This window comes from Peribacillus deserti (assembly GCF_002863585.1).
GTDB lineage: Bacteria > Bacillota > Bacilli > Bacillales > DSM-1321 > Paraperibacillus > Paraperibacillus deserti_A.
In genome coordinates, this window is sequence record NZ_PGUY01000011.1 from 15,857 (window position 1) to 31,341 (window position 15,485).

Sequence of the window (15,485 nt, forward strand, 5' to 3'; positions counted from 1 at the left end):
ATTGGGAGGTATAAAGAAACATGCGTAAAACGAAAATCGTATGTACGATCGGCCCGGCAAGCGAAAGCGCAGAAAAGCTGACTGCTCTCGCAGAAGCAGGAATGAATGTGTGCAGACTGAACTTTTCTCATGGTGATTTTGAAGAGCATGGCGGCAGAATCAAGACGATTCGCCAAGTTTCTGAGACTACTGGAAAACAGCTGGCTATTTTATTAGATACAAAGGGACCTGAAATCAGGACTCATAATATGGAAAATGGTGCTATTGAGCTGAACTCAGGTGCTGTTACTGAAATTTCAATGACAGAAGTGCTGGGCACAGCCGAAAGGTTCTCCATTACATATGAAGGATTATTGGATGATGTCCACATAGGATCGAAAATCCTTCTTGACGACGGACTGATTGGCTTAGAAGTAACAGACGTCAGGAAAGAAGAAGGAATCATTCAGACTAAAATCTTGAACAGCGGTGTATTAAAAAATAAAAAAGGTGTAAACGTACCGGGAGTTTCCGTTAAGCTTCCAGGAATCACCGAAAAAGACAAGCAGGATATTATCTTCGGTATCGAGCAGGGGATCGATTTCATAGCAGCATCTTTCGTAAGACGCGCTTCAGATGTGCTGCAGATCCGTGAACTTTTAGAACAGCATAATGCTTCTCACATCCACATTATCCCTAAGATTGAAAACCATGAAGGTGTCGAGAATATTGATGAAATCCTGGAGGTTTCAGATGGATTGATGGTAGCCCGCGGTGACTTGGGAGTTGAAATTCCGGCAGAAGAGGTTCCTCTTGTTCAAAAGGAATTGATCAGAAAATGTAATACCCTAGGCAAGCCGGTTATTACTGCCACTCAAATGCTTGATTCTATGCAGAGAAATCCCCGCCCTACCCGTGCTGAGGCGAGCGATGTTGCGAATGCAATCTTTGATGGTACCGATGCAATCATGCTATCTGGTGAAACAGCTGCAGGTTCCTATCCTGTTGAAGCAGTGGAAACGATGCATAATATTGCTTCCCATACAGAAACAGCTTTGAACTATAAAGAAATTGTTGCTGCAAGAAGCAAGACTAACGAACATAATGTAACAGATGCGATTGGACAGTCTACAGCATATACTGCGCTTAATTTAGAAGCTGGGGCTATTATCACGCCAACAGAGAGCGGACATACAGCGCGTATGATCTCTAAATACCGTCCTAAGGCACCAATCGTTGCCGTAACTTCCAGCGACAGCGTATCAAGGAAGCTGGCGCTTGTATGGGGTGTATATCCTCAAATCGGACAAAAAGCTGAGTCTACCGATGAAATGCTTGATATTTCAATCGAAAAGAGCCTGGAATCCGGAATTGTAAGCCACGGTGATCTGGTTGTCATTACAGCGGGTGTTCCGGTTGGAGAAACAGGAACGACTAACTTGATGAAAATTCACGTTCTAGGCGATGCAACAATTAAAGCACAGGGAATCGGAAGAAAATCAGCTAAAGGCAAAGTAGTCATAGCCAGAAATGCTGAAGAAGCCAACAGCAAAGTGACAGACGGCTGTATCCTTGTGACATACGGATCTGACCGGGATATGATGCCTGCAATTGAAAGATGTGCAGCCCTTATTACGGAAGAGGGAGGCCTTACAAGCCATGCAGCTGTTGTAGGGGTAAACTTGGGAATCCCGGTAATCGTGGGTGCTGAGCAGGCTACAACGATCTTAAAAGACGGCCAGACTGTAACCGTAGATGCCCGTCGTGGAACGATCTACGAAGGAAATACAAAAGTACTTTAATCTATAACATATATAGGGTGGAAGCAAAGACTCGGGGAGAGCTTTTGCTTCCGCCCTTTTTATTTTGCATGTATATGAGCGGAACATGTTAAACTTATAAAAAGAAGCTTTTTAACAGGAGGATATGGATGAAAATTCTTTTAGGTATTTTTATAGTGGTGCCTGCATTGGAGATCGGAGCTTTTCTACTTGCAAGTAAAGCAGCCGGGGTGATACCGACTATCCTTCTGATCATCATAACTGGAATAGCCGGTTCATATTTAGCTAAAAAACAGGGACTGGAAACGATTAGACGAGTACAGCAGGAATTGAGCTATGGGAGAATACCGGGTGAATCGATCATAGATGGCGCGTGTATCTTGATTGGAGGCTGCCTGCTTGTATCACCAGGTTTTATCACCGATATCTTGGGATTATTTTTGCTGCTTCCGCCCCTCAGATCGTTAATAAAGCCAATCATTAAAAAATCACTGCGAAATGCAATTAATAAAGGACGAATCAATATTATCCGCTGAATGCTTTGGCCCGACTAAAGACGGATTTCCTTTTTGCAGCTGGTATTGTTATTTTAGTATGATTTTCTGCGTCAGGTGATTTCATCGGATCCCACAAAGTTCGGTTCATATCTTGTAAAGAATTTGTTAAAAAAAGACCCTCTGTCTCACCAGCCAGGTGAAACCGAGGGCCTTTTTTAAGAGTGTGGATTTACTCGTGATTTTGATCAAAAATAACCTCTTTTTTTATAAAATAACGAATTTTTAAATCATTCACAATGATAGGGAGACTAAAATGTGCTGATTTTTGTGATATTGCATAAACCGAATAATTTTTGTATCTTCTTTAGGGGCTTATGCTTAAGTTTCTGGACTTTATGCTTATGTTTTTAACATATATGCTTAAGTTTTCAAGCTTTATGCTTATGTTTTTACCATTTATGCTGATTCTGCAGCTTTGTATGCTTATCGTTGTGGTCTTATGCGTATTCTACGGGCCTTATGCTTATTCAGAAGGGTTTATGCGTATTCTACGGGCCTTATGCTTATTCAGAAGGGTTTATGCGTATTCTACGGGCCTTATGCTTATTCAGAAGGGTTTATGCGTATTCTACGGACCTTAGCTTATTCAGAAGGCTTTATGCTTATTCCGAAGAATAAAATGCGTAACCCGCGGATCCTATGCTTACTCCGGAAGCTCATGTTTAACCTAAGGTCCTTACTCGTTCCAAAAGGTCTATCTATATTTTGGCCGGGCCCTACGCACTTTCCCGTTTATTTATCCTTACCCTGTGAGTTTAATTTATCCGCCCCGGAACCTTTTGACAGCAGTACATCGTTTTAGTCTTAAAATGGTCATACAACATTGTTATATAAGTAAGACTTGCGAAAACAAATCCCGTTGGCACCTTGAAACACTGGTAATCCCAAACGCACTCATGTTAAATGTAACACTAGTAATCCCAAACGCACTCATGTTAAATGTAACACAGGTAATCCCAAACGCACCTCATGTTAAAAGTAACACAGGTAATCCCGAACGCACCTCATGTTAAAAGTAACACAGGTACTCCCGAACGCACCTCATGTTAAAAGTAACACAGGTAATCCCGAACGCACCTCATGTTAAAAGTAACATAAGTAATCCCGAACGCACCTCGTGTTAAAAGTAACACAGGTAATCCCGAACGCACCTCAGCTTAAATGTAAAATAGACCAATCAAAGCTGCCATCTCTTCCTTATTGTTAAACAGGTTATCCTGCTGGTTCATCTCCTTTAATAAAAGCCCAAAGATCATAAAAGACATTTGCCCTGTGAAGAGTAGAAAGAACCACCAATATGACCGGACCGACGATTAATCCAAGGAATCCGATGGTTTTAAAACCGATAAACAAGGCTATAAGTGTTGCGAGCGGGTCGAGCCCTATGCTGGAGGACAGTACTTTAGGCTCCATGATCTGCCTCTGGATGAGGACAACCAGATAAAGAATACCGAGACCCAGGGCGAGTCCCACATCGCCTGAGATTGCCTCGAACAGAATCCACGGGACAAACACGGCTCCTGTTCCAAGATACGGCAGTATATCCACAATTCCGCAGACCAGTGCAATCGTAATTGCATAATCTACGCGTAAAACAAGCAGGCCGATTAATACAATAACAGTGGTGATCGAGATGAGTGTGAACTGCGCTTTGATAAAGCCGAATAAGGCCTTTTTTAGGTCAAGGAATACTCGTTTGCTGCTTGTGCTGACTTTAACGGGCAAAATCTGGTTTCCGAGCCGGGCTAATTTGTTCCAATCTTTACTGATAAAGAATGTGGCGAGCAGGGAAAAGACAAGAACTGTTGCTGCGTTCGGGAACCAGCCCAAAATGGCCGGGATGTTATGGAAAAATTCCTGGATGAAGTCCCCTGCAGCGGTGGCAATCTTTTTGCCGGCAATCTGGATATTCTCCATTACGGTGTCCTGCTGGCCTGAATCCAGGCTTTTAAAGTAAGCGGTGAATTTATTGTACTGTGGCAGGATTTCTGTAGCGATAAGCGTTTCAATATAATCGATAAGGGTTTCTATATGCTGAGGTACTACTTCTGCGAGGTAATTGGCTCCAGAGACGATTTCGGTAATTAATAAAGTAATAAGCCCGGCAAGCAAGCTGATGATGGTGAGTAAGGCAAGCAGTACGGATATGCCTCTCGGCAGCTTCCCTTTTTGCTGAAAAAAGCCTACTAAAGGGTTGATTAAAAACGCAATGAAAAAAGCGATGACGAAAGGATATGTATATCTCCATAAATAAAGCAAGGCCATGGTTCCAGCTATAACAGCTGCTGCTGTTATGCAGAAACGTACAAATCGGTAAATGTATGCAGGGTTCAAACACTTTCCTCCCTTTTCGCGCAGGCGAGCGGAATGTCCTATATATTTTATATGCATGTAATTTTATTTTATCTATGGATTTTAAAAAAAGAAAGGGTTCAGAGCTGATAGTTTTCCATTATAAGCTAAAATGTATAAATATAGGATAGGCTGCAGACTCTACTGGTAAAATTATTTTATTAAAATATTTATGAAGGGAAGATCACGATGTCATGGAGTCCGGTCTTATTTTTATTTCTCCTTCTCGGTATTGGCTTAATAGCGAGGAACTACTCGCTTGTATTTTCAGCAGGTGTGTTATTGCTTGTAAAGGCTGTTGGATTAGATACTAAAATCTTTCCTCATCTTCAGGCAAAAGGGATCAATTGGGGAGTGACCGTCATCACTATTTCGGTATTGGTGCCTGTAGCAAGTGGATCTATCGGATTTAAAGAACTGGGAGAATCCTTAAGGTCCCCTTATGCATGGATTGCTTTAGGATCAGGAATCGCAGTAGCGCTCATTGCTAAAAATGGCCTTGTCCTTCTTGCTGATGATCCCCATCTTACGGCAGCGCTTGTTTTTGGAACCATTATAGCAGTATCACTTTTTAAAGGAGTTGCTGTCGGCCCTTTAATTGGTGCAGGAATCGCTTACATGTGTATGAGGTTCATAGAGCTGTTCAAATAGAGCGGCTCTTCTCTCATGGAGCGGCAGGTTAATAACCATATATTGTAATCTTCCTTATTCTAATAAAATAATTAATTAATTATTTGAGGCGTTTTCATTCACAAATATCTGATAATTGTTTATAATACATTATGTAAGCGCCTACTTGGTAGTCTTCTAAAATAGAAACTCTCGGAAGCGGATTGAACAAGCGCTCGGTGAAGAGTTTCGGGGTGGTGCTGAAGGGGTAAAATATAAAATATTTACTATGTCTTTAGGCATTGAGACACTTTTGCCAACTGCGGGGTTATTGCATAAAAGTACATAGGAGAGATATTTTGCCAAATATAGTCTTTATATATTTTTATATATTGGGGAAATTTTTCTAAAAGGAGAGGTTTTTATGACAGCAACTAAAGGTCTTGAAGGAATAGTAGCAACCACTTCCTCTATCAGTTCCATCATTGACGATACATTAACATATGTTGGGTATGATATTGATGACCTAGCAGAGAATGCTAGTTTTGAAGAAGTTTTATACTTGCTTTTGCACCGACGCCTTCCCAATCAAAGCGAGCTAGAGGAATTGACACAGCAGCTGGCACAAAATGCTGAACTTCCGAAAGAAGTGCTCGACCATTTCAAGATGTATCCTATAAAAGAAGTACATCCAATGGCCGCTCTTCGTTCTGCCATTTCACTGCTGGCTCTATATGATGAAGAAGCCGACGTAATGGATGCAGAAGCGAACTACCGTAAAGCTATTCGAATCCAGGCTCAAATCCCCTCAATCGTGACAGCGTTTTCCCGTGTGAGAAAAGGGCTTGAACCGGTAGCACCGCGGACAGATTTAAGCTTCGCTGCAAATTTCCTATATATGCTCAGCGGCAAAGAGCCATCTTCAATTGAAGTGGAAGCGTTCAATAAAGCGCTTGTACTCCATGCTGACCATGAATTAAATGCTTCTACATTTACTGCACGTGTGTGTGTAGCTACTCTATCAGACATCTATTCCGGTATTACTGCTGCTATTGGTGCACTAAAGGGACCTCTTCATGGAGGAGCAAATGAAGCTGTTATGAAAATGCTTTCTGAGATTGGTTCTGTTGAAAACGTAACCTCTTATATCAGTGAAAAACTGCAGAACAAGGAAAAAATTATGGGCTTTGGCCACCGGGTGTACCGAAAAGGAGATCCGCGTGCGAAGCACTTGAGAGAAATGTCTGAAAAATTAACTAAGCTGACAGGACAGTCTAAATACTACGAAATGTCTGTTAGAATTGAAGAACTGGTGACTTCACAAAAACCTCTTCCGCCAAACGTAGACTTTTATTCTGCATCTGTCTACCACAGCCTTGGCATTGATCATGATCTATTTACGCCTATCTTTGCAGTAAGCAGAACTTCCGGTTGGCTTGCGCATATTCTTGAACAGTATGATAACAACCGCCTCATCCGACCTCGTGCTGAATATACAGGTCCGGATATGCAGAAATATGTTCCGATTGAATTAAGATAGTCTCGTAAAATGCGAATAGTTTACTATGTATCTAAATTTATAGTAAATTAAAAATAGAAAGAGAATATGTAAGGTTAGATGGCTATGAATCATCTAACCTTCGACTTTGAAAATGGAGGAAACAAAAATGACACAAGGCCAAAAAATCACTGTAGAAAACGGTACATTAAATGTGCCTAACAACCCGGTTATCCCTTTTATCGAGGGCGATGGAATCGGACCGGATATCTGGGCAGCTGCTTCCCGTGTATTAGAAGCTGCCGTTGAAAAAGCATATAATGGCGAAAAACAAATCGTCTGGAAAGAAGTACTTGCCGGAGAGAAAGCATTTAATCAAACTGGAGAATGGCTTCCAGCTGAAACTCTTGATGTGATCCGCGAATACATAATCGCAATCAAAGGTCCTCTGACTACTCCTGTCGGCGGAGGAATCCGTTCCCTGAACGTTGCGCTTCGCCAGGAACTGGATCTATTTACCTGCCTTCGTCCTGTTCGCTATTTTGATGGTGTACCTTCACCTATCAAGCGTCCTGAAGATACCGATATGGTCATCTTCCGTGAGAATACTGAAGATATCTATGCTGGTATTGAGTACCAAGAGGGTTCTGAAGAAGTTAAAAAGGTAATCCAATTCTTAAAAGAGCAAATGGGCGTTAACAAAATCCGCTTCCCTGAGACTTCAGGAATCGGCATTAAGCCAGTTTCTAAAGAAGGAACAGAGCGTTTAGTACGCGCTGCGATCAACTATGCTATTAAAGAAGGCCGAAAATCTGTAACTTTAGTTCATAAAGGCAACATTATGAAATTCACTGAAGGTGCATTCAAGAACTGGGGATATGAATTAGCTGAAGCGGAATTCGGAGATAAAGTGTTCACATGGGCACAATATGACCGTATTAAGGATGCTGATGGAAGCGAAGCTGCCAACAAAGCACAGGCTGATGCTGAAGCTGAAGGCAAAATTATTGTCAAAGACTCCATTGCAGACATTTTCCTTCAGCAGATTCTTACTCGTCCAAAAGAATTTGATGTAGTTGCTACAATGAACTTAAACGGTGACTATATTTCTGATGCACTTGCAGCTCAGGTAGGCGGAATTGGAATTGCTCCTGGAGCAAACATCAACTATGAATCAGGACATGCCATTTTTGAGGCAACTCATGGTACTGCCCCTAAGTATGCAGGCCAGGATAAGGTAAATCCTTCTTCTGTTCTTTTATCTGGTGTGTTAATGCTTGAACACCTTGGATGGACAGAAGCAGCGAAAATGATCATCAGCTCAGTTGAAAAAACCATTTCTAATAAGGTTGTAACATATGATTTTGCACGTTTAATGGATGGAGCAACAGAAGTAAAATGTTCGGAGTTCGCTGACGAGCTAATCAAAAACCTAGTTTAATATCTTAAAAAGGGAGGCAGGCAGAAATTCTGCCTGCCAATCCTGTATACATATAAATGAGGAGGAATTCACATGACTCTAAGACGCAAAAAGATCTCAGTAATCGGCGGAGGCTTTACAGGGGCTACTACTGCATTCTTGCTGGCACAAAAAGAATTAGGAGATGTGGTATTAGTAGACATCCCTCAGGCTGAAAATCCTACAAAAGGTAAAGCTCTAGATATGCTGGAAGCAAGCCCTGTACAAGGCTTTGATGCTAACGTAACCGGAACGTCGAGCTATGAGGATACAAAGGATTCCAATATTGTGATCATCACTGCAGGAATTGCCCGTAAGCCGGGCATGAGCCGTGACGATCTTGTGCAGACTAACCAAAAGGTCATGAAATCTGTTACACAGGAAATCGTAAAATATTCCCCTGAAAGTACAATTATCGTGCTGACTAATCCAGTAGATGCTATGACTTATACTGTATTTAAGGAATCAGGATTTCCTAAAAACCGTGTAATCGGCCAGTCAGGTGTGCTTGATACAGCACGCTTCCGAACTTTCATTGCCCAGGAGCTTAACCTTTCGGTCAAAGATATCACCGGGTTCGTATTAGGCGGGCACGGGGATGACATGGTTCCGCTGGTAAGATATTCCTATGCGGGTGGAATCCCATTAGAAACGTTAATTCCTAAGGATCGTCTGGACGCAATCGTGGACCGTACTCGTAAAGGCGGAGCTGAGATCGTTAATCTTTTAGGAAACGGCAGCGCTTATTATGCACCAGCTGCCTCATTGGTTGAAATGACAGAAGCCATCCTTAAAGATCAACGCAGAGTGCTTCCAAGCATCGCTTATCTCGAAGGTGAATACGGATATGAAGGGATTTACCTTGGAGTTCCAACTGTGCTTGGAGCAAACGGCATTGAGCAGATCTTTGAACTTGAGCTTACAGAGGATGAAAAGGCTGCTCTCCAGAAATCCGCTGATTCCGTACGCAATGTAATGAATGTCTTAGCATAAAATAGTGACCAAGAGACCGGCTGTTGATTAAGTATAACGCCGGTCTTCTTTATACCCTTCTATTTGGTTCATACAGCCTTAGCGGAGATCAAAGCAGATGAACGGCAGAATTTCCGGGGCAAGGCTGGCTATATCAATAAAAAGTTGGAGGTCGTGTTTACATGCTCCTTGGCAAGAAAAGAAAACTTGGCAGAGTCATTGATGAAATTAAAGTCGGAGAAAAACTTACACTTACTGAAAAAATAGAAGACAAAGATCTATTATTATATTTAGGGCTTACAAACGATGCGAACCCGCTGTACATACAACATGATTATGCTTCCCAGACGAAGTATCAGAAGCCGGTGGTTCCATCTTTAATGCTCACGGGGATAATGACATCTGCAGTTTCAAAATATTTACCCGGCCCTGGAAGTTATATATTGAAGCAGGAGTTGAACTTCCGGAAGCCTGTTTATCATTATGGAACTGTAAAGTTTCTTCTTGAGGTAGCTGATATTGATTATGCAAATAAGGTGGTTACCATATCCGTACAAGGCGAGAATGAGGACAATGAAACCGTCATTGATGGACATTTTGCTGTCTGCCCGCCAGCCTTCATTGATGGAACAGATGGAAATGCCTTAGACAACTTCTAATGGATCTGCATCCTCACAAGAAAGCTTGCAAAACCAGCAAGCTTCTTTTTTATGCAAATCAATCTGTTTCGACCGTTTTGTCCTTTGTAGTTTGTAGTTTGTATGTAATTGTTTATAATAGGAATGTATAAATGGCTCAGGTTTGATTGGTACAAGGGGAATTTATTTTCTTTGGGAGGAATGTATGAGCAGAAAAGTACTTGTAGTAGATGATGAAGAATCTATCGTAACACTCCTTCAATACAACCTGGAACAGTCAGGCTATGAGGTTATAACGGCTATGGATGGGCAGGAAGGACTGAATAAAGTATTAACGGAAGCGCCAGATTTCGTCATTTTAGATTTGATGCTGCCAGAACTTGATGGAATTGAAGTTTGCAAGCAGATTAGGCAGAGAAAAGTGAATGTACCTATTCTTATGCTGACTGCAAAAGATGATGAATTTGATAAAGTATTGGGTTTGGAATTGGGCGCAGATGATTATATGACAAAACCGTTTAGTCCAAGAGAAGTAATTGCGAGGATTAAAGCAATCTTCAGGAGATCACAAATCCATGCGGAGAATTCGGAGCTGAATGAAACAGAACACGAAGATGGGGAGCTGCTTAAATTAGGTGCATTAAAAATCTTTCCAGAGCGCTATGAAGCCTATTTCCAAGAAAATCAACTTGAATTAACGCCGAAAGAATTTGAATTGCTATTATACTTAGCTAAACATAAGGGAAGAGTCTTAACACGCGACCAGTTGTTAAGCGCAGTGTGGAACTATGACTTTGCCGGCGATACCAGAATTGTTGATGTTCATATCAGCCATCTTCGCGATAAAATCGAAGTGAATACAAAAAAGCCTGTCTATATTAAAACAATCAGGGGATTAGGATATAAGCTAGAGGAGCCAAAAGGAGAATGAGCAGATATCGCTCAAGGCTCTTTTTGGCCTTAGTTATGTTATCACTGGCTGTTTTTCTGGGGCTTGGTATCGTCCTTGGACAGCTATTTAAAAATTATTACATAGAAACCCATAATGATCGTCTTCAAAGGGAGATTAAGTTTGTTTCCAATTACATACAGGAAAACGACGGAGTAGACACTGCAATAAGCAGCGGCAAAATGGAAAGCTTAAAAGAAATACTGGATTCAAATATTATAATAGCCGGCAGTGATGGCACCCTATTATATAGTACATCGGATCAAGATGAAGACCATTCTGAAGCCATAGACGTCATTATTAAAGATAGTTCGAGTTCAGAAAAACCTGAAGGCTACTCAGTAGTTGAAGGAAGGTATGACCAGCATTACTATTGGAAGAAAATGAAGCTGGATGGCGGAGAAACTGTGTTTGTGATTCTCAGCGATCAAATTGATGAACTAAAGGATGCAAACCAGAAAATGTGGCTTATTCTTGCATTCAGTCTTGGTACAGCCTTTATCGCCATCCTGATTTTGGCTGCTGGAATCACTTCCAGATTTACAAAACCGATCGAAGCTGCAACACGTACAGCAATAGAGCTCGCGAAAGGCAATTACCGGGTCAGAACATACGAAGAGCATTCATCGGAGACCGGTATGCTGAGCAACTCCATAAATAAATTGGCCAGGAACCTGCAGGAGATGGAAAAACTCAGGGAAATGCAGCAGGACCGTTTAGGGACACTTGTGGAGAATATGGGAAGCGGAGTACTTCTTATTGACAGCAGAGGATATATTACCTTAATCAATAGAACGTATCGGAATTTTTTTAAGGTGGATCCGTTTTATTTTTTATACCGTCTCTATTATGAGGTTGTTGAGCATAAAGAAGTCATTTTAATGATTGAGCAAATTTTTATGACTGAACAAAGCATAAAAAAACATCTTGTGCTTCCTGTCTCCCTCGAAAGGAAGTATTTTGAGGTTTATGGCGCACCAATCATCGGCAGCCATGACGAATGGAAAGGCATTCTTCTTGTTTTCCATGATATTACCGAACTGAAAAGGCTTGAACAGATCAGGAAGGACTTCGTGGCAAATGTATCTCATGAGTTGAAAACGCCGATTACCTCCATAAAGGGATTTACCGAAACACTTTTGGATGGTGCACTACATGATGAAAAATCATTAAAGCATTTCCTGTCTATTGTTTTAAAAGAAAGTGACCGAATGCAGACACTTATCCAGGAACTCCTGGATTTATCGAAGATCGAGCAGCAGGGATTTTCTCTGTCTATTCAAAAACTGGATGCTCATAAATTGGTACAGGAGACTGTCCCTATGTATGAGCATCGTGCCGCACTAAAAGGGATTACGCTTTCGTACAGCAGCCCTGGCAGTATGGTTAAAATAGAGGGGGATTATAACCGAATTAAGCAGATATTGATTAATCTTATTAGTAATGCCATCGCGTATACCCCTTCTGGCGGGTCTGTTGAAGTGAATCTTGAGGAAACGGACCAATACGCTAAAATACGTGTAAAAGATACAGGCATAGGAATAGCGCAGGAAGAGCTCCCGCGTATTTTTGAACGTTTTTACCGTATAGATAAAGCCAGAAGCAGAAATTATGGCGGGACCGGACTAGGCCTTGCGATTGTGAAGCATTTGGTAGAGGCTCATAAAGGACAGATCCAGGTAAATAGTGAGCCGGGAAAAGGCACAGAGTTTACAGTGCTGCTTAACAAACGTTTCCATACTGAAGAGAGTCTCTAAAGTGGGGGGCTTTTACAATACTTTTACATTTATCCGGACATTTCTTTACATAGGACAAGTAGAATATATTGTGAAAGACCCCTTCATCCAAGGAGCCAAAGGAAAGGCGAAAACTACCCCGTTTTCGCCTTTTCGCTTTTTATTGCTATTTAAAAGAACGCCGGTATTTTTCTTTCAGATTATTCTCATGGTAGAATAGAGAGAAATATAACGGCTTTTTTCATGCCTCTCTATACATAGCAACAGGAGTTAAAACGAGGTTACACATTATGTCCGCTTTGATTAAAAGGAGGAACATTCATTGGAGAAAAAATTAGTATTAATAGACGGCAATAGTATTGCATACCGGGCTTTTTTTGCATTGCCGCTGTTGAATAACAATAAAGGTATCCATACAAATGCGATTTATGGCTTTACAATGATGCTTTCAAGAATCTTGGAAGAAGAAAAGCCCTCACATATGCTTGTGGCATTTGATGCAGGAAAGACGACCTTCCGTCATGCCGAGTATACGGAATATAAGGGCGGAAGACAGAAGACACCGCCGGAGCTGTCTGAACAATTCCCTTTTATCAGGGAGCTGCTTAAGGCTTTTCAAATTTCACAATATGAACTGGAAAATTATGAAGCAGATGATATTATCGGTACGCTTGCTGTCCAGGCAGAAAAAGAAGGGTTCGATGTAAAGGTTATATCGGGTGACAAAGATCTTACCCAGCTTTCTTCTGAGAAAACTACAGTTGCTATTACAAAAAAAGGGATTTCTGAAATTGAAGAATACACACCAGAACATATTCAGGAGAAGTATGGCATTTCTGCAGCGCAGATTATCGATTTGAAGGGGCTGATGGGAGACGCCTCGGATAATATACCCGGTATACCTGGAGTTGGTGAAAAGACTGCCCTTAAACTATTGCAGCAGTTTGGGACCGTAGAAAATGTCATTGATTCGGTATCTGAGATCAGTGGAAAGAAACTGCAGGAAAAAGTAGAAACTAATAAGGATATGGCTGTTCTGTCAAAGAAACTTGCTACGATTACGCGGGAAGCACCGATTGGGGTAAGTCTATCGGATATCCAGTATTCTGGGCCGGATAACGAAAAAGTGGTGGATATCTATAAAGAACTTGGCTTTAACTCCCTCCTGGAAAAGATGGATGTACCTGATACATCTCAAACAGATGAGCTTCAGGATATAGATGTAACGGTGCTAAGCGAAGTCACTTCCGATATTTTTGACGATGAAAATACGCTTTATGTTGAAATTCTAGGAGATAATTACAGCCGCACGGAGCCGCTTGGACTTTCTCTTGTAAATAAAAAGGGAATGTATTTTATTCCAGCCGATACAGCTTTTACTTCTGAAGAGTTTAAACGATGGGCAGCGGATGAAACAAAAAAGAAAGCGGTCTATGATGCCAAACGTTCTATAGTCAGCCTTGGCAGAAAAGGAATCGATTTAAATGGAATCACGTTTGATCTGCTGATTGCTTCGTATATCTTAAATCCCGCAGAAAGCTCACTTGATATTGCGGAAATTGCGATGCGGCATAAATATTCGCAAATACAATCTGATGATGCTTTTTACGGTAAGGGTGCAAAACGGCGAGTGCCTGACCCAGAACTGCTTGCTAAGCACCTTGGACGTAAAGCGATGGCTATCGAAGCACTTGCCGAACCAATCTTGGATGCATTGAAAGAGAACAGCCAGTACGAGCTTTTCAAAGACCTGGAATTACCGCTGTCACTGATCCTTGCTGACATGGAACTGCAAGGTGTCAAAATAGATTTACATCGTTTACATGAGATGGGGACCGAAATCTCAGACAGGCTTAAGGCCATTGAAGAAAAAATCTTTGGACTGGCCGGAGAAGCATTTAATATCAATTCACCAAAACAGCTCGGAGTCATACTTTTTGAAAAACTCCAGCTGCCAGCAGCAAAGAAAACAAAAACCGGCTACAGCACTTCTGCAGATGTACTGGAAAAATTAGAGCAGGAGCATGAAATTGTAAGAGAAATCCTCCATTACAGGCAGCTCGGGAAGATCCAATCGACCTATATTGAAGGACTGCTGAAGGTAGTGGATTCTGAAACACATAAAGTTCATACCCGCTTCAATCAGGCCCTCACTCAGACTGGCCGCTTAAGCTCAACCGATCCCAATCTGCAGAATATTCCTATCCGGCTTGAAGAAGGAAGGAAACTTAGACAGGCTTTTGTCCCTTCAGAAAAGGACTGGATCATCTTTGCTGCCGATTATTCACAGATTGAGCTAAGGGTCCTTGCCCATATTGCGGACGACGAACGCTTGAGTGATGCCTTCCATCAAGGAATGGACGTTCATACTAAAACGGCCATGGATGTCTTTCATGTATCCAAAGAGGAAGTCACTTCAAATATGCGCCGTCATGCAAAGGCCGTAAACTTTGGGATTGTGTACGGAATCAGCGATTATGGACTTTCACAAAGCCTCGGTATAACCAGGAAAGAAGCCGGTCAGTTTATTGACCGCTATCTGGAGAGTTATCCCAAGGTAAGAGAGTATATGACCGAGAGCATTCAAGAAGCTAAGCAAAAGGGATATGTGACCACACTGTTACAGCGGAGAAGATATATTCCTGAAATCACGAGCCGAAACTTCAATATTAGAAGCTTTGCGGAGAGAACGGCAATGAATACGCCAATCCAGGGAAGTGCAGCGGACATTATAAAAAAGGCCATGATCAATATGAGTGAAAGATTGAAGGATGAGAAATTACAGGCTAAGCTTCTCCTGCAGGTTCATGATGAATTAATTTTTGAAGCTCCTAAAGAGGAACTAGAGATATTAATGAAGATAGTACCTGAAGAGATGGAAAATGCAGTTGAATTGAATGTGCCGTTAAAAGTAGATTATGCGTATGGACCAACATGGTTTGATGCTAAATAAAT

Annotated in this window: 11 protein-coding genes; 10 read left to right on the top strand and 1 reads right to left on the bottom strand. The window is 41.6% G+C overall.

Features of this window, described 5'->3' with window-relative positions:
* Window positions 1-20: 20 nt before the first annotated feature.
* Both pyk and CUU66_RS03790 read left to right on the top strand, forming a co-directional pair.
* Window positions 21-1,781 (top strand): pyruvate kinase, encoded by a 1,761-nt coding sequence (gene pyk, locus CUU66_RS03785; RefSeq protein ID WP_101640348.1) that lies wholly within the window; start codon window positions 21-23, stop codon window positions 1,779-1,781.
* A gap of 128 nt (window positions 1,782-1,909) precedes the next feature.
* Complete coding sequence (locus CUU66_RS03790; protein ID WP_101640349.1) at window positions 1,910-2,296, top strand: FxsA family protein; 387 nt, start codon at window positions 1,910-1,912, stop codon at window positions 2,294-2,296.
* Between the two features lie 1,233 nt (window positions 2,297-3,529).
* On the opposite strand, the gene ytvI is transcribed toward CUU66_RS03790, so the two are convergent.
* Window positions 3,530-4,651 carry a sporulation integral membrane protein YtvI gene (gene ytvI / locus CUU66_RS03800; RefSeq protein WP_101640351.1) on the bottom strand — a complete coding sequence of 374 codons (1,122 nt, stop codon included), beginning with the start codon at window positions 4,649-4,651 and terminating at the stop codon, window positions 3,530-3,532.
* Window positions 4,652-4,858: 207 nt separating this feature from the next.
* Between ytvI and CUU66_RS03805 the strand changes: the two genes are divergently transcribed.
* The 8 genes from CUU66_RS03805 (at window position 4,859) to polA (ending at window position 15,483) form a co-directional block, all read left to right on the top strand.
* Window positions 4,859-5,320 (top strand): DUF441 domain-containing protein, encoded by a 462-nt coding sequence (locus tag CUU66_RS03805; RefSeq protein ID WP_101640352.1) that lies wholly within the window; start codon window positions 4,859-4,861, stop codon window positions 5,318-5,320.
* Window positions 5,321-5,702: 382 nt separating this feature from the next.
* Complete coding sequence (gene citZ / locus CUU66_RS03810; RefSeq protein WP_101640353.1) at window positions 5,703-6,818, top strand: citrate synthase; 1,116 nt, start codon at window positions 5,703-5,705, stop codon at window positions 6,816-6,818.
* Window positions 6,819-6,945: 127 nt separating this feature from the next.
* Window positions 6,946-8,217, top strand: a complete 1,272-nt coding sequence (gene icd / locus CUU66_RS03815; RefSeq protein WP_101640354.1) for an NADP-dependent isocitrate dehydrogenase — start codon at window positions 6,946-6,948, stop codon at window positions 8,215-8,217.
* A gap of 72 nt (window positions 8,218-8,289) precedes the next feature.
* Entirely contained in the window at window positions 8,290-9,228 is a 939-nt protein-coding gene (mdh, locus tag CUU66_RS03820) for a malate dehydrogenase (protein WP_101640355.1), read from the top strand.
* Window positions 9,229-9,389: 161 nt separating this feature from the next.
* Complete coding sequence (locus tag CUU66_RS03825) at window positions 9,390-9,866, top strand: MaoC/PaaZ C-terminal domain-containing protein (protein ID WP_101640356.1); 477 nt, start codon at window positions 9,390-9,392, stop codon at window positions 9,864-9,866.
* A 184-nt stretch (window positions 9,867-10,050) separates the two neighbouring features.
* Window positions 10,051-10,776: a response regulator transcription factor gene (locus tag CUU66_RS03830; RefSeq protein WP_101640357.1), complete on the top strand. Its 726-nt coding sequence runs from the start codon at window positions 10,051-10,053 to the stop codon at window positions 10,774-10,776.
* Entirely contained in the window at window positions 10,773-12,551 is a 1,779-nt protein-coding gene (pnpS, locus tag CUU66_RS03835; RefSeq protein WP_101640358.1) for a two-component system histidine kinase PnpS, read from the top strand. Before CUU66_RS03830 ends, pnpS begins: the two co-directional genes overlap by 4 nt.
* Window positions 12,552-12,852: 301 nt before the next feature.
* Complete coding sequence (polA, locus tag CUU66_RS03845) at window positions 12,853-15,483, top strand: DNA polymerase I (RefSeq protein WP_101640360.1); 2,631 nt, start codon at window positions 12,853-12,855, stop codon at window positions 15,481-15,483.
* The last annotated feature ends 2 nt before the right edge of the window (window positions 15,484-15,485 follow it).

What these genes read in the sequence shown, in the direction of transcription:
- pyk (WP_101640348.1), top strand. Translation starts at nt 21, where the DNA reads ATGCGTAAAACGAAAATCGTATGTACGATCGGCCCGGCAAGCGAAAGC.
- CUU66_RS03830 (WP_101640357.1), top strand. Translation starts at nt 10,051, where the DNA reads ATGAGCAGAAAAGTACTTGTAGTAGATGATGAAGAATCTATCGTAACA.
- CUU66_RS03790 (WP_101640349.1), top strand. Translation starts at nt 1,910, where the DNA reads ATGAAAATTCTTTTAGGTATTTTTATAGTGGTGCCTGCATTGGAGATC.
- CUU66_RS03825 (WP_101640356.1), top strand. Translation starts at nt 9,390, where the DNA reads ATGCTCCTTGGCAAGAAAAGAAAACTTGGCAGAGTCATTGATGAAATT.
- icd (WP_101640354.1), top strand. Translation starts at nt 6,946, where the DNA reads ATGACACAAGGCCAAAAAATCACTGTAGAAAACGGTACATTAAATGTG.
- CUU66_RS03805 (WP_101640352.1), top strand. Translation starts at nt 4,859, where the DNA reads ATGTCATGGAGTCCGGTCTTATTTTTATTTCTCCTTCTCGGTATTGGC.
- mdh (WP_101640355.1), top strand. Translation starts at nt 8,290, where the DNA reads ATGACTCTAAGACGCAAAAAGATCTCAGTAATCGGCGGAGGCTTTACA.
- pnpS (WP_101640358.1), top strand. Translation starts at nt 10,773, where the DNA reads ATGAGCAGATATCGCTCAAGGCTCTTTTTGGCCTTAGTTATGTTATCA.
- citZ (WP_101640353.1), top strand. Translation starts at nt 5,703, where the DNA reads ATGACAGCAACTAAAGGTCTTGAAGGAATAGTAGCAACCACTTCCTCT.